The organism is uncultured Tenacibaculum sp. (genome assembly GCF_947502995.1).
In the GTDB taxonomy this organism is placed as follows: Bacteria; Bacteroidota; Bacteroidia; order Flavobacteriales; family Flavobacteriaceae; genus Polaribacter.
Map to the genome: position 1 here is coordinate 37,777 of NZ_CANNBW010000028.1, position 22,131 is coordinate 59,907.

Annotated in this window: 24 protein-coding genes; 9 read left to right on the forward strand and 15 right to left on the reverse strand. The window is 28.4% G+C overall.

What is annotated here, in order from left to right; all coding sequences use genetic code 11:
• Nucleotides 1–24: 24 nt before the first annotated feature.
• The 3 genes from Q1A46_RS18880 to Q1A46_RS18890 all read right to left on the reverse strand — a co-directional run bounded on the left by Q1A46_RS18880 (nt 25) and on the right by Q1A46_RS18890 (nt 2,306).
• Nucleotides 25–267, reverse strand: coding sequence for a hypothetical protein (locus Q1A46_RS18880; RefSeq protein WP_299682765.1), 243 nt, complete (start codon nt 265–267; stop codon nt 25–27).
• A 171-nt stretch (nt 268–438) separates the two neighbouring features.
• Complete coding sequence (locus Q1A46_RS18885; protein WP_299682768.1) at nt 439–1,209, reverse strand: zinc ribbon domain-containing protein; 771 nt, start codon at nt 1,207–1,209, stop codon at nt 439–441.
• A gap of 2 nt (nt 1,210–1,211) precedes the next feature.
• The gene (locus Q1A46_RS18890) at nt 1,212–2,306 is read right to left on the reverse strand and encodes a Nif3-like dinuclear metal center hexameric protein (RefSeq protein ID WP_299682771.1); all 1,095 of its coding nucleotides are present in this window, start codon (nt 2,304–2,306) and stop codon (nt 1,212–1,214) included.
• Between the two features lie 53 nt (nt 2,307–2,359).
• Here Q1A46_RS18890 and lpxK point away from each other — a divergent pair, with 53 nt between their 5' ends.
• Together lpxK and Q1A46_RS18900 are read left to right on the forward strand one after the other, a co-directional pair.
• Nucleotides 2,360–3,382, forward strand: a complete 1,023-nt coding sequence (lpxK, locus tag Q1A46_RS18895) for a tetraacyldisaccharide 4'-kinase (RefSeq protein WP_299682774.1) — start codon at nt 2,360–2,362, stop codon at nt 3,380–3,382.
• 51 nt (nt 3,383–3,433) lie between these two features.
• Nucleotides 3,434–3,910 carry a thioredoxin fold domain-containing protein gene (locus Q1A46_RS18900; RefSeq protein ID WP_299682777.1) on the forward strand — a complete coding sequence of 159 codons (477 nt, stop codon included), beginning with the start codon at nt 3,434–3,436 and terminating at the stop codon, nt 3,908–3,910.
• A 60-nt stretch (nt 3,911–3,970) separates the two neighbouring features.
• Here Q1A46_RS18900 and Q1A46_RS18905 read toward each other — a convergent pair whose 3' ends face one another.
• From Q1A46_RS18905 to Q1A46_RS18935, 7 genes are all read right to left on the reverse strand, one after another.
• A complete protein-coding gene (locus tag Q1A46_RS18905; RefSeq protein WP_299682780.1) occupies nt 3,971–5,047 on the reverse strand; it encodes a mannose-1-phosphate guanylyltransferase in 1,077 nt (358 codons plus the stop codon).
• Nucleotides 5,048–5,060: 13 nt separating this feature from the next.
• A complete protein-coding gene (locus Q1A46_RS18910; protein WP_299682783.1) occupies nt 5,061–5,657 on the reverse strand; it encodes a SprT-like domain-containing protein in 597 nt (198 codons plus the stop codon).
• Between the two features lie 265 nt (nt 5,658–5,922).
• A complete protein-coding gene (locus Q1A46_RS18915) occupies nt 5,923–6,585 on the reverse strand; it encodes an ATP-binding cassette domain-containing protein (RefSeq protein WP_299682786.1) in 663 nt (220 codons plus the stop codon).
• Nucleotides 6,585–6,866 carry a hypothetical protein gene (locus Q1A46_RS18920; RefSeq protein WP_299682789.1) on the reverse strand — a complete coding sequence of 94 codons (282 nt, stop codon included), beginning with the start codon at nt 6,864–6,866 and terminating at the stop codon, nt 6,585–6,587. Before Q1A46_RS18920 ends, Q1A46_RS18915 begins: the two co-directional genes overlap by 1 nt.
• Before the next feature lie 85 nt (nt 6,867–6,951).
• Entirely contained in the window at nt 6,952–7,635 is a 684-nt protein-coding gene (locus Q1A46_RS18925; protein ID WP_299682792.1) for an SDR family oxidoreductase, read from the reverse strand.
• A gap of 12 nt (nt 7,636–7,647) precedes the next feature.
• Complete coding sequence (locus tag Q1A46_RS18930) at nt 7,648–8,733, reverse strand: M48 family metallopeptidase (RefSeq protein ID WP_299682795.1); 1,086 nt, start codon at nt 8,731–8,733, stop codon at nt 7,648–7,650.
• A 1-nt stretch (nt 8,734) separates the two neighbouring features.
• On the reverse strand, nt 8,735–9,706 hold the full coding sequence (locus tag Q1A46_RS18935; protein ID WP_299682797.1) for a YjgN family protein: 972 nt from the start codon (nt 9,704–9,706) through the stop codon (nt 8,735–8,737).
• 106 nt (nt 9,707–9,812) lie between these two features.
• On the opposite strand from Q1A46_RS18935, the gene Q1A46_RS18940 reads away from it, so the two are divergent.
• Complete coding sequence (locus Q1A46_RS18940; protein WP_299682800.1) at nt 9,813–11,093, forward strand: amidohydrolase family protein; 1,281 nt, start codon at nt 9,813–9,815, stop codon at nt 11,091–11,093.
• Nucleotides 11,094–11,229: 136 nt separating this feature from the next.
• Nucleotides 11,230–12,225 (forward strand): hypothetical protein, encoded by a 996-nt coding sequence (locus tag Q1A46_RS18945; protein ID WP_299682803.1) that lies wholly within the window; start codon nt 11,230–11,232, stop codon nt 12,223–12,225.
• A 280-nt stretch (nt 12,226–12,505) separates the two neighbouring features.
• On the opposite strand, the gene Q1A46_RS18950 is transcribed toward Q1A46_RS18945, so the two are convergent.
• A complete protein-coding gene (locus tag Q1A46_RS18950; RefSeq protein WP_299682852.1) occupies nt 12,506–14,020 on the reverse strand; it encodes a hypothetical protein in 1,515 nt (504 codons plus the stop codon).
• A gap of 4 nt (nt 14,021–14,024) precedes the next feature.
• Complete coding sequence (locus tag Q1A46_RS18955; RefSeq protein ID WP_299682855.1) at nt 14,025–15,080, reverse strand: glutaminyl-peptide cyclotransferase; 1,056 nt, start codon at nt 15,078–15,080, stop codon at nt 14,025–14,027.
• A 188-nt stretch (nt 15,081–15,268) separates the two neighbouring features.
• On the opposite strand from Q1A46_RS18955, the gene Q1A46_RS18960 reads away from it, so the two are divergent.
• The 3 genes from Q1A46_RS18960 to Q1A46_RS18970 all read left to right on the forward strand — a co-directional run bounded on the left by Q1A46_RS18960 (nt 15,269) and on the right by Q1A46_RS18970 (nt 18,253).
• On the forward strand, nt 15,269–15,520 hold the full coding sequence (locus tag Q1A46_RS18960; RefSeq protein WP_100925256.1) for a type B 50S ribosomal protein L31: 252 nt from the start codon (nt 15,269–15,271) through the stop codon (nt 15,518–15,520).
• A 101-nt stretch (nt 15,521–15,621) separates the two neighbouring features.
• Nucleotides 15,622–17,139 (forward strand): FMN-binding glutamate synthase family protein, encoded by a 1,518-nt coding sequence (locus tag Q1A46_RS18965; RefSeq protein ID WP_299682856.1) that lies wholly within the window; start codon nt 15,622–15,624, stop codon nt 17,137–17,139.
• Nucleotides 17,140–17,155: 16 nt separating this feature from the next.
• Entirely contained in the window at nt 17,156–18,253 is a 1,098-nt protein-coding gene (locus Q1A46_RS18970) for a methyltransferase (RefSeq protein WP_299682857.1), read from the forward strand.
• A gap of 9 nt (nt 18,254–18,262) precedes the next feature.
• Here Q1A46_RS18970 and Q1A46_RS18975 read toward each other — a convergent pair whose 3' ends face one another.
• The gene (locus tag Q1A46_RS18975) at nt 18,263–18,496 is read right to left on the reverse strand and encodes a hypothetical protein (RefSeq protein ID WP_299682859.1); all 234 of its coding nucleotides are present in this window, start codon (nt 18,494–18,496) and stop codon (nt 18,263–18,265) included.
• Between the two features lie 265 nt (nt 18,497–18,761).
• Between Q1A46_RS18975 and Q1A46_RS18980 the strand changes: the two genes are divergently transcribed.
• Nucleotides 18,762–19,049 carry a hypothetical protein gene (locus Q1A46_RS18980; RefSeq protein ID WP_299682860.1) on the forward strand — a complete coding sequence of 96 codons (288 nt, stop codon included), beginning with the start codon at nt 18,762–18,764 and terminating at the stop codon, nt 19,047–19,049.
• A 65-nt stretch (nt 19,050–19,114) separates the two neighbouring features.
• Here the strand turns inward: Q1A46_RS18980 and Q1A46_RS18985 are convergent, their stop codons facing one another.
• Both Q1A46_RS18985 and Q1A46_RS18990 read right to left on the reverse strand, forming a co-directional pair.
• On the reverse strand, nt 19,115–19,762 hold the full coding sequence (locus Q1A46_RS18985; protein ID WP_299682862.1) for an outer membrane beta-barrel protein: 648 nt from the start codon (nt 19,760–19,762) through the stop codon (nt 19,115–19,117).
• A 159-nt stretch (nt 19,763–19,921) separates the two neighbouring features.
• Nucleotides 19,922–20,719 (reverse strand): EcsC family protein, encoded by a 798-nt coding sequence (locus Q1A46_RS18990; RefSeq protein ID WP_299682864.1) that lies wholly within the window; start codon nt 20,717–20,719, stop codon nt 19,922–19,924.
• A 632-nt stretch (nt 20,720–21,351) separates the two neighbouring features.
• Here Q1A46_RS18990 and Q1A46_RS18995 point away from each other — a divergent pair.
• The gene (locus tag Q1A46_RS18995; RefSeq protein ID WP_299682866.1) at nt 21,352–22,032 is read left to right on the forward strand and encodes a pirin family protein; all 681 of its coding nucleotides are present in this window, start codon (nt 21,352–21,354) and stop codon (nt 22,030–22,032) included.
• The last annotated feature ends 99 nt before the right edge of the window (nt 22,033–22,131 follow it).

Genomic DNA, 22,131 nt, shown 5'->3' on the forward strand with positions numbered 1-22,131 from the left:
GATATAAATCTGGGCTTTTGTTCTTTAATCCGTATATCTTGGGAAACCGGGGCCTTGAATTTTTGGTGTTGGTTCTGGAACTGGTGTAGCAATGAAATTTTGAGATTCAGAAGAACAAAAAGTGCTTGAGCTTGCAATTCTTTGATAACATGTTTGATTGTTAGGGCAAGTTCCATAACTACATTCGTTTGTGTCATTACCACCTAAAATAAATTGTAGTTGCTTTTTAGGAATAGTTCTTCCTAATTGTAGGATTGTTTTTTTCATAAATTTTACTTTTTTATTTTCAATTATAAATATAAGGCTTTAGTTTTAAATAGTTTGTAGGTTGAATTGTCAAAATAGTCAATCATTTGTGGATTTTAAAAATTAGTAGTCTACAAAACAAAAAAACCTCGAATTATTTCGAGGTTTATTGTTTTATATTTTTATGATTGATTAAGAGAACAAATTATCAATTTTATGTTTCTCTTCAGCAGCTAAAGCAGCATCAACTAAGATTCTACCACTGTGCTCATCAATTGTAATTTTTTTTCTATTAGCTATTTCTAACTGTACTTGTGGTGGAATAGTAAAGAAAGAACCTCCAGCAGCTCCACGCTCAATAGATACAACAGCTAATCCGTTTTTTACTTTATTACGAATTCTTTTGTAAGCAGTTAATAAATGCTTGTCAATAGACTCAGAAAACTCAATAGATTTCTCTTGTAATAACTTTTCTTCTTTTTCAGTTTCTTGTAAAATAGCGTCTAATTCAGATTTTTTAGCATTTAAGTGTCCTTCTTGTTGTGCTAACTTTTCTTTAGTGTTTTCAACTACTTGTTTCTTTTGTGTAATTTTAGCTTTAAATTCTTTGATTCTCTTTTCAGCTAACTGAATTTCTAATTCTTGATATTCAGTTTCTTTACTTAAAGAATCAAATTCTCTATTGTTACGAACATTTTTTTGTTGTTCTTGGTACTTTTTAATTAAAGCTTTAGCTTCTTCAATAACTAATTTTTTGTTACTAATATCAGTATCTAAATTAGAGATATCTTGCGCTAAGTTCGAAAGTCTAGTATTTAATCCGGCAACATCATCTTCTAAATCTTCTACTTCTAAAGGTAATTCTCCGCGAACATTTCTAATTTCATCAATTCTAGAATCGATTAACTGTAAGTCGTACAACGCTCTTAACTTTTGTTCTACCGTTACTTCTTTTTTTGCCATCTTTAAATATAATGTATTGGATTTGTATTTTCTTCGCTTAAAATAATTGCAAAATTAGTGAATTTTTTTGTAAGATAATCAACTAAAAGGTTTTTTGTATACTGTTCACTTTCATAATGTCCAATATCTGTAAGTAAAATCTTGTTTTCTGCTTTATAAAATTCATGATACTTAAAATCTGCACTTATATATGCGTCTGCTTTTTCTCGTATTGCGTTAGAAATTGCAAAACTTCCAGAACCTCCTAAAACTGCTACTTTTTGTATAGGTTTATTTAGTAATTCAGAATGTCTAACACAACCAGTTTTGAAAGTAGACTTTACAAATTTTAAGAATTCAGTCTCTTCCATAGGAAAACTAAGTTCACCAATCATTCCCATTCCTACCAATTGATTTTTATTATCTAATGTGATAATTTCATAAGCCACTTCTTCATATGGATGATTTTTATGTAATGCATTTAAAATTTTCCCTTCTAAATGATTTTCATAAGTAACACTTATACAAGTTTCTTCTTCAAAATGTAATATTCCTTTGTTTCCAATTGTAGGATTTGAGTTTTCGTTTCCTCTATAACTACCTTTTCCTTCAATATTAAAAGAGCATTTATCATAATTTCCTATGTTCCCAGCGCCAACTTCAAATAAAGTATTTCTTAATTCATTAGCATTTTTGTTTGGCACATAAGTAGTTAGTTTCTTAATTTGTTTCTTTTTAGGAATTAGGACTTTAGTATTTTCTAAACCTAAAACTTCGCATATTTTTGCAGAAACTCCATTATTAGAATTATCTAAAGCCGTATGAGTAGCATAAATAGCGATATCATTTTTAATTGCTTTTAAAACAACACGTTCTACATAATTATTTCCATTCAATTTCTTTAAGCCACCAAAAATTATAGGATGAAAGCTTACAATTAAATTACAATTCTTCGCAATAGCTTCATCTACAGTCTTTTCTAAAGTGTCTAAAGTTACCAAAACACCAGTTACTTTAGTATTGTAGTTTCCAACTAATAATCCTACGTTATCAAAGTCCTCAGCATAAGCTAAAGGAGCTAATTCTTCTATATAATTTGTAATATCTCTTACGATCATAGTATCTGTTTTCCTAAGGGTAAAGTTAATATTTTTAATGTATTTTCGCTCTAATGAAAGCCATTAGATATCTATTATTTCCTTTTGCAATTATTTATGATTTTATAACTACTCTCCGTAATTTATTTTACGATAAAGGAATTTTTACTTCTACAGAGTTTAATTTGCCTGTTATTGCTGTTGGAAATTTAAGCACTGGAGGAACTGGAAAATCTCCTCAAATAGAATATTTAATTCGTTTGTTGAAAGATGATTATAAAGTTGCGGTTTTAAGTAGAGGCTATAAGAGGAAAACTAAAGGCTTTATCATATTAAATGATACTCATAGTGCTGAAGATGTGGGAGATGAACCTCTACAGTTTTTCTCAAAATTTAAAAAAGATGTTACAATTGCTGTTAATGCAGATAGAACTGAAGGAATACAACAGTTGATATCTAAAGTTAATCCAGATTTAATTTTATTAGATGATGCTTTTCAACATAGAAAAGTAAAAGCAGGTTATTATATATTGCTAACAAAATTTAATGAGTTGTATAGTGATGATTTTATACTGCCAACAGGAAATTTAAGAGAGAGTAGGAGAGGTAGTAAAAGAGCAAATGTTATCATTGTAACCAAGTGTACTGAAGATCTTTCTGAAGCTAAAAAGCTTGCTGTTAGAAAGAGATTAAAGGTGAGTAATAATCAAAAAGTATATTTTTCTACAATAGGCTATAATGAACAATTAAAAGGAAATGAAAGTGTAACTATTGAAGAATTAAAGGATAAAGATTTTGTTTTGGTTACAGGAATAGCAAATCCTAATCCTCTATTAGAATATTTAAAAAAGAAAGAACTAAAGTTTACTCATATTAACTTTCCAGATCACCATAACTTTACAAACTCAGATATTTCTAAAATAGAGATGACTTTCGATGCTATTGCTTCAGAGAGTAAATTGATTTTAACTACAGAGAAAGATTACATGAGGTTACAAGGAAGAATTTCGAACTTATTATACATTGCTATAGAAACAAAATTCTTAGCTGAAGAGGAGTCTTTTGTATCTGATATTACAGGTTTTATAAAAAGTTAAATTTGTATATTGGCATTGTTTTTGCTCCCCAGCACATATAAAATGAATATAATGGGAAGAATAATTTACACTTTATTATTAGTTTTTTCGGTAACTATTGGTTTACAAGCTCAACAAGAATGTCAAATGAAAACAGAAGTTGAGAAAAACATTTGGTCACCTACAATGAAAGCAGCTATTGAAAAAGCAACTGCAGAAAATAAACCCATTTTAATATATTTTACAGGATCTGATTGGTGTGGTCCATGTATCAATTTAGATAAAAACTTATTTCATACAGAAAAGTTTGAAGAGTTTGCCACTGAAAATTTGGTTTTGTATGCAGCAGATTTTCCAAGAAATAGAGATTTAATAAGTCAAGATAATAGAAAAATAAATAAAGAATTAAGTCATAGATATGATCAAAGTTCTTTTCCTACTATAATTTTAATTAATTCAAAAGGAGAAGTTTTAGGAAGAAAAAATGGAGCTTATCTTCCAGAATATTATTTCCCTTTCTTTGAAGAGATTGTTAGTCAATACAAATAAAAAATGCCATCTTAAATATAATTTTAAAATGACATTTTGAGGCTATTGTATATTATTTAGTTACACATATTTTTTACCAAAAGAATCTCTCGCTTCTGCCATGATTTGCTTAATATCCTGGTCGTCTTTTCTTGGACAAATCATAATAACATCTTTTTTCTCAATAACAATAAAGTCTTGCAATCCTTGAATAACAACACGCTTCCCATTCTGAGTACGAATCATATTTCCATTAGCATCTCTAAAAATAACATTAGCACCTACCACAGCATTTTCTTGTTCATCCTTCTTTAGTTTACCATAAAGAGATCCCCAAGTTCCTAAATCGTTCCAACCAAAATCAACTGGAAGAACATGAACATTGTTAGCTCTTTCCATAATGGCAAAATCTATAGAAATATTTTCGCATTTTTCGTAGTTGCTTTTAATAAAGTCATCTTCAAAATCAGTATTGTAAGCTTTGTTTCCATCATCAAGTATATCTACCATTTCTGGTAAATATGTTTTAAAAGCTTCAATGATACTTTTTGCAGACCAAACAAAAATTCCAGCATTCCATAAGTAATCTCCACTATTTAAAAATTGTTGAGCTGTTTCTAAATCTGGTTTTTCTGTAAATCTAGTTACTTTTTTTATTTCTGTGGAATTTCTTTCATAACGAATATACCCATAACCTGTATTAGGATGATCTGGTTGAATTCCTAAAGTCATTAAAATATCTTCCTTAGAGCAAGCTTCAAAAGAGGTTTTAATATTTCTTAAAAATTCACCTTCATCTTTTATCCAGTGATCTGAAGGAGCTACTAGCATCACAGCATCAGGATTCTGATTGTAAATTTTTAAAGCAGCATATAAGATACATGGAGCAGTATTACGCATTACAGGTTCTAATAGTAGCTGTTTGTTACTAAGTTGAGGTAATTGCTGTAGTACTAATTTTTCATAATTTGTATTAGTAGCAATTAAGATATTATTAGTAGGTACAAGTTCGTTAATGCGTTCAAATGTTCTTTGTATTAAGGATTGACCAGTTCCTAGCATGTCATGAAATTGTTTGGGGAACTTTTGTGTGCTAACAGGCCAAAATCGAGATCCAACTCCTCCTGCCATAATAATAGCATAATAGTTTTTAGTCATAGTGGGTGTGTTTTTATGTCAATTTAACAATTGAAACTTCTATATTTTGATTAAAGAGATAAACTTTATTGTTCTTTAAATTTAAGCATTCAAATCGAGTTCTCCGCTTTTTTCCCATTTTATAGGTGTTTTTCTTGTATTGGAATAACATTCCTTGTGGGATCTCAAAAACAAAATTCTTTCCATTTTTAGCTGTGTTTCCTTTTAAAGCTAAAGCTAATTTAGGGTCAGAATCTGTGCTGGCTTTAGGGTTTTTAAAATGATTAGCTAATAACGGAAGTATATGATTTGGATAAATATCTGGTCGTAAAAATGGAAGCATTAAATGCTGAAAAACTGTTTTCCATTCTTTTCCATGGGGTTGAACTCTACCGAACTTTTTATAAGTAACATGATGTGCGATTTCATGAACTAAAGTGAGAAGGAATTGATATTTATTTAAATTATTGTTTACTGTAATTTGAGTTCTTCCATCTGTAAATGTTCTAAAATCTCCGTGTTTAGTTTGTCGTTCATTTACAATTTTAAGGTTTATAGCATATTTTTTGATCAAGTATTCTACCAAAGGAATAGATTGTTCAGGAATATATGCTATAAGTGTTGTTCTCAATTTTTTTAAATTCTTAAATAAGAAAAAGTTATAGTTTTTTTTTGCTATAAATACAAAAGCCTAAAACTATGATAAAAATTAACTCTATGCTAGTTTTAGGCTATTAAAATGAAAAAACTTTTTTTAATTCTTACTGTAATGTTTAATTAAATAAACAACTACATTTAAAAATTATAGACATTCAAAAATAGTATTACGGTAGATTTTTTTCAAATGCTTTTCACTGAAAAAAGTAAGGGGTTTTTCCTATGAGTTATGACTGAATTTAATTTTTAGATAAGTAATTGTATTTCATTAAATCAGATTTGTTTTGAATTGAAAATTTTTCTCCATCTTTTAATATGAAGTTTAAGTTAGTAATTTTTAATACGTCGTTATAGTAGTGATCTGTAATGATAATCCCTTTTTCTTGTTTTAGTTTTAAAAGTAAGTCAGAAATAATCTTTATGTAATTTGGTTCTACCATAGAAAAAGGTTCGTCTAATAATAGAAAAGGATGATTTAAATTTCCAATCAATAAAATTTCTAGATATCTTAATTCACCTATAGAGAGAGTTCCTATTTTTTGTTTTTCAAAAGAAGCTATTTTGGTATCGTAAAAGATTTTTTCTTGGTCTTTAGATTTGTTAAAAAATAAAGGAATAATATCTCTTACTTTTTTTTCTTTCGGTAAAAATGTATTTTGAGGTAAGTAAGCTATAAGTTTATCTGATATAACCTTTTCTTTTAGTGTACTTTTATTATTTATTTTAATTAAAATTTCATTGGCTTTAATAGTGCCAAATATAGTTTTTAGTAATGAAGATTTACCAGATCCATTTCTTCCAAAAACACCAATAATATCTCCTGTACTGCATTCAAAACTAATATTATTCAAAATTTTTTTGTTACCAAAAGAGAGGTTAATTTTTGAAACTTCTAACTTCATTATTTAATAATTAAAAGTATTAATAAAACAGGAAGAATAAAGATCCAATTGAACAGGAAAACATTGGAAAGTAATTTTCTTTTTGTAAATCCTAAATTATAATACATGTAGTATTCATTTTCTTTAAAAAGATGAAATCCCCAGTATCCAATTAACACTCCAAAAGAAGAGAAGTTGATAATAGCCCAAAATAAACTAGTTGATAAAAAAAGTACTAAAGAAAATACAAAGTTTAAAAAGTTTACATCAACATAATATTTCCAGAAAGCTGTGTAATTCATAGAACTGTAGATAATTCAATACAATAATATGTTTTGAAACTGGAAAAAGCTGGTAATTAAATGTTAAATATATTTTGAATACAAGCTATGGAGTAGAACTTGAAACTTGAAGTACTTTTCCATTATAAAATTTATTTCCAGTTAAAGCAAAATTAAAAATATAATCACCCATTTCTATAGCTTTTAAGGGAGCTTGATAACCAGGAAAGGCTTCTTCTAGCATTTCAGTTTGTACAGCTCCAAGAGCTAAAACATTAAAAGCGATTTGTTGTTCTTTATATTCTTCCGCTAGTAATTCAGATAATGTAATTACCGCTCCTTTTGCAGAACTATATGCTGCTAAACCAGGGAATTTCATGCTGCCTTGTATTCCTCCCATACTACTTACTGTTACAACATGGCTTCCAGCTTTCATAAAAGGGAGTAAATTTTTTGTAAGAGATGCAACCCCAAAAACATTTACTTGATACACTTTTAGGAAATCATCGGTAGTTAATTCGCTAAAAGGTTTATTAATTAGCATACCGGCATTATTGATTAAAACATCAACAGATCTCCATTCTTTTTCTACAAAATTTGCTGCATTTATAATATCATCTTCTTTAGAAAGGTCAGTAGAAATTGTAGTTATATTTTCATGGTTTACTTTATCTAAAGAATTTGTACTTCTTGATAAAGCTAAAACTTTATGTCCGCTATTAGCAAATTGTAATGCTAATTCATAGCCAATTCCTCTACTAGTTCCTGTTATAACAATATGTTTACTCATGTATTTTGTATTTTAATCTAAACTATGCTTTAATATATCCCACTTTTCTTTTAGCAAAGAGTTATTTACGATGTTATTTTCTTTATCAGCTATTTCCTTCGAATATTTAATTCGATCATCTAATATTGGATGCGAACTTAAGTATTTCGGTGTGTATGCAGAAGTTTCTTCTTTCAAAATTTTGAATAATTCATGCATTCCGTTCAAATCGAGATGATTGTCTTTCATTAATTCTAAACCAAAAAGATCAGCTTCTTTTTCTAAACTTCTTGAAAATGACAATTGAGAAAAGCGATGAGCGTTATCTTTAAAAATGCTAGTAACTCCATTTGCGTCTCCAAAAATTATTGAGAAAAATATAGAACCTGAAATATCACGAGCTAGGTTCTTTAAAATATGACGCTCTTCAATATGCGAAACTTCATGACCAATTAAGGCAGTTAATTGATGTTCACTTTCTATTTTTTCTAACAATCCAGAGTAAACCACAATGGTACCTCCTGAAATAGCGAATGCGTTTAATTGATTACTTGTTGATACTTTTACTTGGATTGGAAATTCAGATTTTATGTGTAAAGTATTTACAAAATCTTGTAATTTTTCTGATTGTTCTTCGTTTATATGTAAAGTGTTAGCTAAATTGTTATATACATAATTACCAAAGGTTATTACATTTTCTTTAGCTAAGTTTTTAGCAAAGTTTACTGCTACAAAAGGAAAAACCCAAAAGTATAAGATTAAGGAAAAGCTTAAAATTCCAGAGAGTAAAAATGCAATCGATTTTCCTATTGATTTATGTAGTTTTACATCAAGTTGATTACTGAATTCTTTTTTGTCATTTACATATTTTATGAATTCTTTATCTGAACTTTCAATTCTTTGAAAAGGAAAAGTATTTCCATAAGTAAAAGCGACTAAATCTTTTGTGTAAACCTCTGATTTTTTGATAGAATTTGTTTTCCAAATAATAGTTTTAGAAAATTCATTCAATTTATTTTGATCTGCAATACTGATTTTCCATTCATGAGGATTAGTATAAATATTTACTTCGTGAGAAGCAGAAGATATTCCATCAAAGTAAGTCGCAGAAAATTGCATTTTATATTAAATCAATATCTAAAAAATCTAAGAAATCATCACCAGCAGCATTATCATAATCATCATATTGTACTTGTTTAATACTATTAGTGTCTAAACCTTCTTCTATTTGTAAAAAACGGAACATAAATTTATGAGTTCTAATAATAACCCAAGGTGTAGCGATTCCAAAAGTAAAAGTGATTAGTAAAAAGTTTACAATTACAAGTTCAAAAACATCACCGGCTTTCATATCTAAAGAAAACTTAACTTTTCTGCCGTTCTGAGTAATCTCTGTATTATTTGCATAAAAAGCTAGTAACTCTTTGTAATACCAGAAAGTATATATACCTAATGTTAAATAGAATAAGAAAAAGAACTTAAGGTTTATCCAAAATAAAGTGCTTCCTTCACCTTTAAAGTCAAATGATAAATTTCCAAAACGTAAATGACTAAAAATATACTTACGAATATCAACAGCAAACCAAGGAGTGTAAATTCCTAAAGTTAAAATGGTTAATAACATACCAATTAAACATTTCCAGAATAACTCCATTCGATCACCTAAATATTTAAAATAAATACCTTTCCAAGAACTTCTAGAAGTACGATATCGCATTGCTCCATGAATTGCAAAAGGAATCAATAGAATAATAAAAAGATAAAATACTCCAATAGAAATACCAAATGTTGTAGGATTATTACTTACAACTCCATAAATCAAGAAAAAATAAAGTAGAAGTAAGAAAATATATACTTTAATAAAACCTTTAAAAACTTCTTTTCCTGTTCCATGGAAAGCGAATCTAGCCTTATCTAATTCTGTCGATTGATAGTGATATTTTAAACGTTCAACTTTAGCCCAAGGATAATACAAACCAAAACTAATAATAGTTAAGAATAGATTTTTAAAGAAAATAACGGCAAATTCACCACCTTTTCCAAAATATGTAAAACGCTTTCTTTCTGATTGTAAACGATTAAGGAAATCCATAGAAACTTATATAATAAACGTAAAAATGCAATATTATTTTAAAGTATACAACTTTTAGATTTTTACTATAACTTTGGTTATTTAACTCCCAAAAAACTAAATACTAATGAGAAAATATTTTTTATTGTATGTATTAGTGTTTTTACAAAGTTCTGTTTTTGCTCAAAAAACATATATTTTTTGTGGAAACCTTTTAAATACTAAAACTGGAGAATTACAATCTAAACAAACCATTATTATTGAAAAAAATAAAATAGTAGATGTAGTTTCTGGTTATGTGAAACCTAAAAGTAAAAAGGATAAAACAATTGATTTAAAAAACAAGTATGTACTTCCGGGTTTGATTGATATGCATGTACACATTGAAAATGAATTTGGACCCACAACTCGTTTAGATCGTTATATTTTAGATGAAGCAGATATTGCGTTTAACTCTGTAGGTTTTGCTAAAACAACATTACTAAAAGGATTTACAACAGTTAGAGATTTAGGAGGAACTGGTGTGAATATTTCAATACGTAAGGCAATTAATAAAGGAAAGATTCCAGGTCCAAGAGTAATTACAGCTGGTAAAATGATTGCATCTACTGGAGGACATGCAGATCCGACAAATGGTAGTAGAAGGGTATTAATTGGAAATCCTGGTCCAAAAGAAGGTGTTGTTAATAGTGTAGAAGATGCAAAAAAAGCTGTACGTCAACGTTATAAAAATGGAGCTGATTGTATAAAAATTACGGCTACAGGAGGTGTGTTGAGTGTAGCAAAAAGTGGAGATAATCCTCAGTTTACTATTGAAGAAGTTAAAGCAATATGTCAAACAGCTAAAGATTACGGAATGCATGTAGCTGCTCATGCTCATGGAGATGTTGGAATGCAACGCGCTGTAATAGGAGGTGTAAAAACTATTGAACATGGAACTTATATGAGTGAAGCTACGATGGATTTGATGAAAAAGTATAATGCTTATTTAGTTCCTACGATAACTGCAGGTAAAGAAGTAGAAGAAAAGGCCAAAATAGAAGGATATTATCCTGCTATTGTTGTACCTAAAGCTTTGGCAGTTGGACCTCAAATTCAAGGAACTTTTGCAAAGGCTTATAAAAGAGGAGTAGGGATTGCTTTTGGAACTGATGCAGGAGTATTTAAACATGGGAAAAATGCAAAAGAATTTGGATATATGGTGGAAGCAGGAATGCCTGAAATTGAAGCAATACAATCTGCTACAATAACAAATGCAAAAATTTTGAAAATGGAGAATGAAATCGGACAAGTACAGAAAGGTTTTTTTGCAGATATTATTGCTGTAAATGAGAATCCTTTAAAAAATGTAAAAACAATTGAAAATGTTGTTTTTGTTATGAAAAACGGAGAGGTTTATAAAAAATAAACAAAAAAAATAGATGTTATAAGTAGAGGCTTTTGCATAAAATGTAAAAGCTTTTTTTTGTGCATTTTTTTTAGTTTTTTATGTAACTTTTTATGATAAGAATAGACTTATAGATGAAATTAAAAATTACTTAGTTATGATTAAAATGACTCCATTTTTAAGTAGATATAATTTTTTCTTAATACCGTTATTATTTCTAGTATCGCTAATAGTATTAAGTCTACATTTTCAATCTAATTCTAATTTAGCTCCATACTTAATAATAGATTTCTTATTTACTATTCCTTTAATATATTTTTTGCTAATTCGAAAAAAAGACATTCATAAGTTTACTGTAGTTTCTGTCTTTGTGTTAGGGGTTTTGCTTTCTAGTTTTTTAATTCCGATTGAAAATCAAGGGATATTAAAGTTGGTGAAATCATACATAATTCCAATTTTAGAGTTAGTGATTTTTTCTACCATATTAATAAAAACTAGAAAACTATATCAAGGATATAAAAACAATAACGTACAGAATTATGGTTTTTTTGAGACAATTCATGCTGCAAGTTTAGAAGTTTTCCCCAGTAAAATAGCATCTTTTTTAGCTACAGAAATAACAGTTTTTTATTATGCTTTTTTTAAATGGAAATCTACAGATATAAAGAATAATGAATTTACATATCATAAAGAGGGTACTTACACAGGTATTTGTATAGGAATTCTGTTAATTATTTTAATAGAAACTTTCGTTTTACACATGTTAATAGCTGAAAGGAATTTGGTTTTAGCATGGATAATTAGCGGATTAAGTATTTACACATTAGTTCAGATTATTGCTTTAATAAAATCAATGAGAAGTAGACCAATTTTTTTTGATGACGATAACCAAAAGTTATATTTAAGATTTGGTTTTTTAGGTAAAGCAGAAATAGATATAGAAAATATTAAAACTATAAGAAGTATTAATGACATTGAAAAATTAAATCATATTTCTTTTTTAGGAAGTTTAACAGGAGCAAATATGATTATTGAATTTAAGGAAGAAATCAGTTATAATTACTTTTATGGAACTAATAAAAAAACTGATCATTTAGCTTTTATTGTAGATGATAAAGAGGTTTTTTTAAAACGAGTTCAAGATTTTTTATAAAAATAAAAGAAGCTAATTAATTAGCTTCTTTTATTTTGTTTACATATTCCCCCCGAAACTGTAAACCTATATATATTTTCTATGTTTAATTTCTATTTAAAATTAAAAAAGAACTATTCATTTCTTGTAAGCAATAAATAGTTCTTTTTACAAACCAAATTAACTACTATAAATAATTTATAATGAAACAAACTTTGATATAAAGATATTATAAAGCTTAGTTGATTTGTGAGTATTTCGATGAATGGTAGTATTTCCTTAGATCAATAAGAAATATAGCTTAGTTGAAAGTAATATGTTGGTACGCACCAATGTCTCGATTAGGAGTTCTTGTTACACCTAAAAGATCTAAAGTTACAGATGTAGGTAAAGCATTTCCTATAGCGTCGCTATTACTTCCGATTATAAATTCTTCTTTACTAGTATCTTTAAAATCAGCATTACCATTTAAGATAATATTTAAATAATGAGAAGTATCACTAAAATTTAATTCATTGTTATTTTGAAAATTGTTGTTGAAATCATCAAATTGAATTAAAGAATTTTGAACAGAATAATTAAAAGTATCACCGCTTTCAACATGATCTAGAAGAAACTCAATATTATTATTTCCTGTAATAATACAGTTGGTGAAATTAGCAGCAGTTAAATCTCTAGTTTCAATAATTTCTTGTCCATTTTCATCTTGAAAAGTAAAAAAGTTATTTACTAAAACAGCAGGCAAAGGACGTAAACTTCTATTCCAATAATTAGCAAAAGTAGAATGAGTAAAGTTGTAAGCTCCACCAACAGTTCCAGCGAAAGAAGCTTGACCGGCATTACCAATAACAACATTTTCTCCAACAATATTTGCTTGTCTTCCAAAAACACCAAAACTGGTTTGATTATAAATTTCTGTATTAGTTAAACGTAATGTAGGTGTTGAATTGGTTTCTAAACTATCAACTAAAACTCCAATAATTCCGTTTTTTATTTGAGCATGGTTTATTTCGTTATCTCTACTTCCAGCTCGCATCCAAATAGTACCCCATTGTCCTGAAACTCTACTGAAAGAATTTTCTAAACGATCTCCTTCAAAAACAACTTTTTCGTCTAATGTACCATTAACTTTTAAAGTTGCATCTTTATCTATGACTAAACCAGAATTATCATGAAAATGAATTCTCGCACCAGCTTCAATAGTTAAAGTTTTATTAGCAGGAACAGCTGCATAGCCATATATAACATAAGGTTTATCTTTGGTAAAAGTAAGTTCACTGTCTTCTAAAAATCGTCCTTGTATAGCTGTTAATTGACCATCTAAAGAAAGGTTGTCAATTTCCATAGATATAGGATCTCTATCAGGAAAAATAAAAGTTGCATCTTGAACGAGAGTTACTAAATCAACATCTTGTTGATTTGTACCTGTATCAAAAAGAATTTTATCTGTATAAAGTGGATCTGGAATGGCACTAAAATCGATGGTAGTTTCTACAAAAACAAAAATACTGTCTTTAGCTAATATTTCTACGTCTTGAAACATTTTCCCAGGAACTCCATCTACATTTAAACGATAATTAGAAGTTGCTCCATTTTCTAATCGAATTTCAGGAACTGTAATAGCTTTATCACTTCTGTTATATACTCTTAAATTATAAGTAGCAGATCCTATATTTGTAAAAATAGTATCTAAAAAAACTGTATCTCTAGAGAATTCTAAATTACCAAAGCTAGGAACAGTGCTGAAATCTTTTCTGCAAGAACTAACAATAGTTATAAGTGCGATTATTAAAACAGTCTGTATTAGCTTGGTCATAGTTTTATTCTTTTATGATTTCAATTTCAAATAATTTACTCCAGTGTTTACCTGTAACGAATAAACGGTTGTTTTTAGTATCGTAAGCTATACCATTTAATACATCATCTGTTTCTAATTTTTGCTCTCTTAAAATGGTTTGCCTTAAGCTTTTCATATCAATTAAAGCTTCAACAATTCCACTTTTAGCATCAATTATTGCAATTGTAGGTTTTATTTCTTTACCAGTCTTCCAGTAATTCGAGTAAATTTTACCATCAACATATTCTATTTCATTAAGTTTATCAATAGGCTTTTTTAAGGCATAAACTTGAATATTTCTTTTTTCTTTTTGGGTAGCAGGATCTAAGAACCAAATAGTATTGGTTCCATCTGTTTTGATTAATTCAGATTCTGTGTGAGATAATCCCCATCCTTCAAAACTATTCTCGTAAGGAAATTCTTTTTTAAGTTTAAATGTTTCTAAATCAAAAACAAAACCTTTTCTTGCTTGCCAGGTTAACCAAAAAATTTCATTATTGAAAATTGTCATACCTTCCCCGAAATACTTATCGCTAAGATCATATTGTTGAAGAACTTCACCTGTTTCTATATTTAATTTACGTAATCTAGATTTTCCTCTTCTACCTGTAGTTTCATATAAAAAACCATTATGATATTCTAAACCTTGAGTGTATGAAGTTTTATCGTGAGGATATGTATTTACAATTTTGTAACTATATACTTTAGGAGTAACGTTCGAATAAACTTCTATTGAAGAACGAATCTTTTTTACTTTACCAGGAACAAAAGCAAGTGCAGTAATGTCATGTTTTCCAATTCCGAAATCAGAAGTATTAACAGTTGTTTTGTTTTCATTTAAGGTTAACTGCTTTTTTCCAAAATATAATTGAATACTATCTGCTTTTTTACCGTTTAATTCATTTAAATCTATCTGAACTTTTTCTCCTAAAGCTACCTTCTTCTTATTTTGTAATTTAAATTTATAATTATTTTCACTACAAGAAGTTAGGGTGAAAGCTAAAGCGATTATAATACCAGAAAAACATGAAATTTTCATATAAGGTTGAGTTGAGTGTATTAGTTCTTTAATTATACTACAAATAAAACAATTTATTTGTTTGGAATTTAAAAAAAAGGGTTAAATTTGCACCCTCAAATAGCCATTGCAGGTTTTTGATTTTACTTGAAGGCGTTTAAAACCTTACCAATTTTAAACAAATTCACACTAAATTAAAAGTTTTAAAGATGAAAAAAGGTATACACCCAGAAAATTATAGAATGGTGGCTTTCAAAGATATGTCGAACGGAGATGTATTTTTAACAAGGTCTACTGCTAATACAAAAGAAACTCTTGAAGTAGAAGGAGTAGAGTATCCATTAGTTAAATTAGAAATTTCTAGAACATCTCACCCATTCTACACAGGTAAGTCTAAGTTAGTAGATACTGCAGGACGTATCGATAAGTTCAAGAACAAATACGCAAAGTTTAAGAAATAAACTTTTCAAACATAGAAATATAAAAAGCACTAACATTGTTAGTGCTTTTTTATTGTATAAATCTTGTATCTTAGCCTGTAAACTAACAAAAATTCAAGAAAATGAGAGACACCATTTTAGCGGTAGTAATCTTAATTAATCTTTTATGTGGGGTATTGGTTTACTTTATTCCTGATTTAGGTAATTACATTTTATTAACTATTGCTTCAGCCTTTACCTTATTAGCTTTTTACGATGCATTTATTCAGAAAAATCACTCATTAATGAGAGCATTTCCAATTATTGCGAGATTGCGTTGGTTTTTTGAAGAAGAAAGAGAAAAAATTCAGCAATATTTTATAGAGGATGATTTAAATGGTACACCAATTAATAGAGAGAAAAGAAGTATTGTTTATCAAAGAGCAAAAAAGGAAGTTGAAACAGTTCCTTTCGGAACTCAACATAATGTTTACGAAAAAGGATATGAATTTGTAAAACATTCTTTGTTCCCTACAGATCATCATAAAATAGAAGGAGAAAATATTGTTTTTGGTTCAGATAAATGTTCTCAAAAATATGAAAGCTCTATTATAAATATTTCTGCAATGTCATTTGGTTCTTTAAGTAAGAATGCGATTAAAGCTTTAAATCAGGGAGCCAAAATGGGAGCATTTGCACATAATACAGGAGAAGGCGGAATTTCTCCTTATCATTTACAAGGAGGAGATCTAATTTTTCAAGTAGGTACAGGTTATTTTGGAGCAGGAAAAACAATAGATGGTAAGCGCCATTTTGACGATGAAATATTTAGAGAAAATGCAATAAGACCAGAAGTTAAAATGATCGAGATTAAATTATCTCAAGGTGCAAAACCTGGTCACGGTGGAATTTTACCTGCTAAAAAGAATACAGAGGAAATTGCGAAAATACGTTCAGTAGAGCCCTTTACTAGAGTAGATTCTCCACCTTCACATTCTTCATTTTCTAATTTTAATGAGATGATTACTTTTTTACAAAAAGTACGTGAATTAAGTAATGGAAAACCTATTGGTATTAAATTTTGTGTCGGGAATAATGAAGAAATAGAACAAATGATAAAAGCTTTTGCAGATGCAAATAATTATCCAGATTTTATAGCTGTAGATGGAGGAGAAGGAGGAACAGGGTCTGCACCATTAGAGTTTTCTAATTATGTGGGAACACCTCTATTAGAAGGACTTGCTTTTGTAAACAAAATGCTGATTAAATATAAGCTGAAAGATCAAATTAAAATTATAGCTAGCGGAAAAGCTATTGATGCTTTCGATATTGTAAAGTTTAAAGCTTTAGGAGCCGACGCTATTGGAATGGCTAGAAGTTTTATGTTGAGTTTAGGTTGTATTCAAGCTCGTGAATGTAATTTAGATACTTGTCCAGTTGGTGTAGCAACTCAAGATGAAGATTTAGTTGAAGCTTTAGTCGTAGAAGATAAAAATGTAAGAGTAAAAAATTATCATGCAAAGACCATTTTAGCATTGAAGGAATTGGTTTCTGCTATGGGAAAATCTTCTATTAATGATATTACAGCCAAAGATGTTTTTAGAAGAAATAAAGCAGGTGATTTAAGCTCTTTAGAACAAATTTATTTTTCAGAAAACTAGTATTATAAACATATTTTTGGAAACAACTTTAGCATTTAAAAATACAGTATATCAATTACAGAGATATCCAGAAACAAAAGATAATTCTTTAAAAGCTTGGAGTAACGCAGAACTCTTAGCTTTAAATTATTTAGAAGATAAAAACTTTAGTCATTATCATATTTTTAATGACCGTTTCGGGGTGTGGAATTGTTTATTAAAAAATAAACCTGTTAAAACGGTTTGGACGTATGCTAGTCAGAGAAAAGCTATTCAAAAGAATTTACAGTTAAATAGAATAGAGGTAGACGATTCATCATTTATCCATCCTTTAGAAGAATATGGAACTATAAATTGTGCTTTGGTTAAAATACCTAAATCTCTGGAACTGTTTGAACTTTTCTTAGCTAAAATTCATAAAGCATCAGAAGATAATACAGAAGTTGTATGTTGTTTTATGACCAAATATTTTAGTACTTCTTATCTTAAAATTGCTGAAAATTATTTTAGCGACATTCAGCAAACTAAAGCATGGAAAAAAGCTAGATTACTAATATTAAAAAATCCTAAAAAAGAATTGATCAATGAAAAAAAGTTTATCAATCAAGTTTCTTGGAAAGGAGATGTATTAAATCAGTATTATGGTGTTTTCTCGTCTAAAAGTATAGATATAGGAACACAGTTTCTATTGGAGAATTTAGAAGTTAGAAAAGATGAAGTTAAGGTTTTAGATGTAGCTTCTGGTAATGGAATAATAGCTCGTGAATTATTAAAGTTAAATGAGAATTGTGAGCTAACACTTGTTGATGATTTTAATTTAGCCATAGCATCATCAAAATTTAATTTACCAGAAGAAAAGTCAACATTTATTTGTGACAATAATTTACTCACATTAAAGAAAAATAACTTTGATTTAGCGGTGAGTAACCCTCCTTTTCATTTTGAATATGAAAATAATATAGAAATCAGTCTAAATTTATTTTATCAAGTTAAAGATTGTTTAAAAGATCGAGGTCGTTTTGTTTTAGTAGCAAACAAGCATTTGAATTATAAAGTGCATTTAAAAAAACTTTTTACTGAAGTAACTGTAGTTAGCTCCAATAAAAAGTTTGAAATTATCTCATGCTCTAAATAAATTTAGTTCTTAGTAGTACCAAAAACCACCTTTTTTATTAGAACAAGCAGCTAAATATCCGTTTATTGTACATTTAGTTCCTACTGGTTTACCTATACAAGCAGATGAGTAACCTTCTGAGCTAGCTCCTCCAGTTCCTGTACCGAAGCATAATTGTTGAATCTGATTAAGCATTCCTCCATTAACTTCTTTTTGTTCAGCTTTTTTTAAAGCTTTACCTAGATTTAAAATTTGTTTTTTCATAATAAAATAATTTAAATTAAAAATCCTTGATTTTTAAGAAATTCAAGGTTTAGTCTATTTCTCGCGAAAGAGCTTTAAATGTGTTTTGTGAAAAGCTTAATAAAAAATAGTTTTTGTTAAAGTTATCTAAATGATTAGTGTTTTTTGTTAGGTTAATGTTTTTTTATAGACTATTGTGTTGTAAAAATGTAAAATATTAATCTTATATTGCAATAACGTGTTATGTAACACTTTATTCTTTAATTAATTTTAATCCCTACCCCATATGAAATTAAGTAATAGTGTACAAAATGTTGAAAAAGAACAAATAAAGTATTTTAAGTTCCCAAAAACAGAAGTTTTAGCGCAGAGAAATGATCAAATTAACAGAAAGTTAGAGTTGAATAGAGCGTTATCACTTGGAAATCTAGAACGACAAAAAGTAAAAATTGTTTTTGTGGATCAAGATGGGTACAAAAGAGTAGAAACCACAGTGTGGGGAATTACAGATAAAGCAGTAATTCTTAAAAAATCTACTTTAATTCCATTACAAAGGATTGTTAGTGTAGCTTGAAAAGAAGAAAATTATTTGAATTAATAAGACCCCAATAAACTTGGTTTATTGGGGTTTTTAATTAATTACATATAATATGATAATCCAAATGAAATATTTGAAGAGTTCAAGAGAAAGTTGAAATTATGGTTTTTATTTTCTATAATTTCAGGAACTGATAAATTTTTACTTTTATTATTAGAGTAAGAGTATTGAAGAACACCAAGATTTGCTTGTAGTGCTAATTTTTTAGTGATAAAAAAATCAATACCTGGTCTTAAAGATGCGCTATAATTGTTTTGGATATATTCAATTGGTGAGCTAGATGCGTCGCTTTTAGCATAAGTGTAACCTATTTCTCCTTTTAGAGATAAAGCTAAGCTCTTACTTAAAGGAAAAAACTTTTTTATCGTAGGAATAAAAGAGAATGAATTTCTAAAATTTAAATTTTCATTAGTACCGTTTATGTTTTTACTTTCATTATATCCATACCCTAAAGTTAAACCAACAGAGAGGTTTTTATCTAAAAAATAAGAAACACTTGGATTCATATTAAAACCAAAACTATTAGTTTCTGTTGGAGTAGATGATTCTTGTTTGTTATTGTTGGTGTATAAAGATATTTGTCCACCAACGTTCCATGTTCCTTTTTCAATAGCAAGTTTCCCCTCATTGTCTTGTGCATTCATAGCAAAAATGCAAATGAGAAATTTAAAGAGTAATAGTTTTTTCATAATAAATAAATTTAATTGGTTTTTACGATGTCAAAACTATTCTCACTGAAAGTGTTTTTATACTAATGGTGTGTTAATATAAAGTTAGTGTGATTATAAAATAGAAAGCTTTTTATCTAATTTTCTTAATTTATATTAAGAAATAAAAAATTAACAAAACTACTTTTTAAGATTATAAAGCTCTTTTATAAATTCTTTTCCATATTTACGTTCTAATTTTCTAACTGTAAAATGACCTGTAGCCATTTCCTGAAAATGAGTAATAAATAAAGTATTTATTAACGCACCTCCCGCAGCACCAATTACAGGAACAGATTGGGCAATTGTTTTCTCAGTAACTTGTATTCCGAAACGCTCTGCAATTTTACCAATGATATTTAAAAATACAGTAGTTCCTTCATGAAAAACACCATGTTCGGCAACAAATTTATTAGTCTGTACTATTGAGTTTGAAAGAAAAGTTCTTGTAGCATAATAGCTAGATTCTAAGTTGTCATCTTCTATACTATTTCCACCCAAAGCAAAGACTTCTAAGCAAGCAAGTTTAGTGTCAATTTCTTTTACAGGTTCACCGTGAGAACGTGCAATATCTGCAATAGATCTTAATATAATTGTAGTTGTTAAAGGTAATTCTACAGCTAAGCCAGTTAAACCAAATAGTCCGCCAATAGTACCTGTAGCTCCAACAGCTATTTTATGCATTAAATTACTAGATTTGTTTATGTTTTTATCTTTAATGGTGAAAATAGCTGCATCAGCTGCTTTTAAAAGTGAAGACTTTGTAATATCGCTTAATTTTTCATTCCAATTTTTAGGAAGAACTTCAAATCCTTTTTGTATAGGGTTTCCTATAATATTGCTTAATTTGATAGCAATTCCAGGATTTTCTAATAGTTGTTTAGCTTTTTTTAATTCTTGTAAATCTTCCTCAGAAATTTTGTTTATTAGTTCATTCATGTAAAGCAATTTATGTTTAATAAATATACTAAACTATTCTTATTTTCTCTATTTGTAGACTGTAATTCAACTATTAAAATAAACCATTCGTCTTAACATATGTTAATTTTAACTATTCTTTTATAGCTATTTAACTGTTTTTTAGTCTTCTAAAGTTTTTGTTTTAGTAAATTTGAGGAGGGATTATTACAGGATTATTAACACTTGGGAGAGGGAAATGGTTTATTAAATAAGCTGTTTCCTTTTTTTATGATGTAATTTTAGTATTGCATTAACAAAGTCATTAAATTCTAATTCATATATTTACTACAGCTATGAAAGTAATTGCTATTTAGCTTTCATTTTTTTGATTATACAGTTTGTGTTTATTTTTTATAATAAACTTAAAGCTATTGGATTTAAATGTTTAAGGGTTTATTTAAATCATGAAATTACTTAGCTAAAAAATTGAAAACTTCTTATAACACAAATCATTTTTGGGGTAAATCGAGGTGTTATATCTTATTAATTCAATTTTTGCCGCAACTCAATAAATGTAAAGCTTCTGAGTTGCGGTTTCTTTTAAATCTTTAACATTTACTACTGTAATTTTTCAATTTAAAGCGAGACTAAACTTAAATCAAGTTTTATTTATGGGAAATATATTACAGTTATTAGATAGAAATACAATTGAAACGGGAGGTTTTCATGGTATTGTGCAGAAGAGATTGGTTGTTAACTCTAAATTTGGACCTAAATCTGGAGTAAAGAAAGGAACTTGGGAGGGTATTGGAAACCTAGTGTATTTTGCTGATAGTTGGTTTGGAGAAGGGGTTGAGACTGGATTACACCCACATCAATATATAGATGTATTAACTTTTGTAGTTGAAGGGAAGTTAGATCATGAAGGTTCTCTTAAGCATGGAATTAGTTTAAAATCATTAGATTTTCAAGTGCAAAAATCTGGAAAAGAAGGTTTTTTGCATAATGAAATAAATAAAGGAACTACTACAACAAGAATGTTGCAGCTCTGGCTGTTACCAGAACAAATAGAACAGAAATCGAGTTTTAGAGTTCACAGAGCTGAGAAAGGGTTAATAACAAATGTATACGGATTAAGAGATAGGAATTCTACACAGATAGATGTAATTTATTTGTCACAAGATGATTTGTATCTAGCAAAAAAAGAAAGTTTAGTCTATGTTGTTAAAGGTAGTGTAAGAATAGGTGAAGAAAATATCTCTGAAGGAGTAATGTTGAATTTAGATAAAGATATCATTCATTGTAATAAAGAAAGTATATTGATTAGTGTTTATGTTAATGAGTCGTCCTAAAATAGGTTGACAGTTAAAAAAATATTTAAACCAGAGAAGCTAGCTTCTCTGGTTTTTTGTTGTGTATAAAATTAGGAGTTTTCATATTCAAACTCAAAT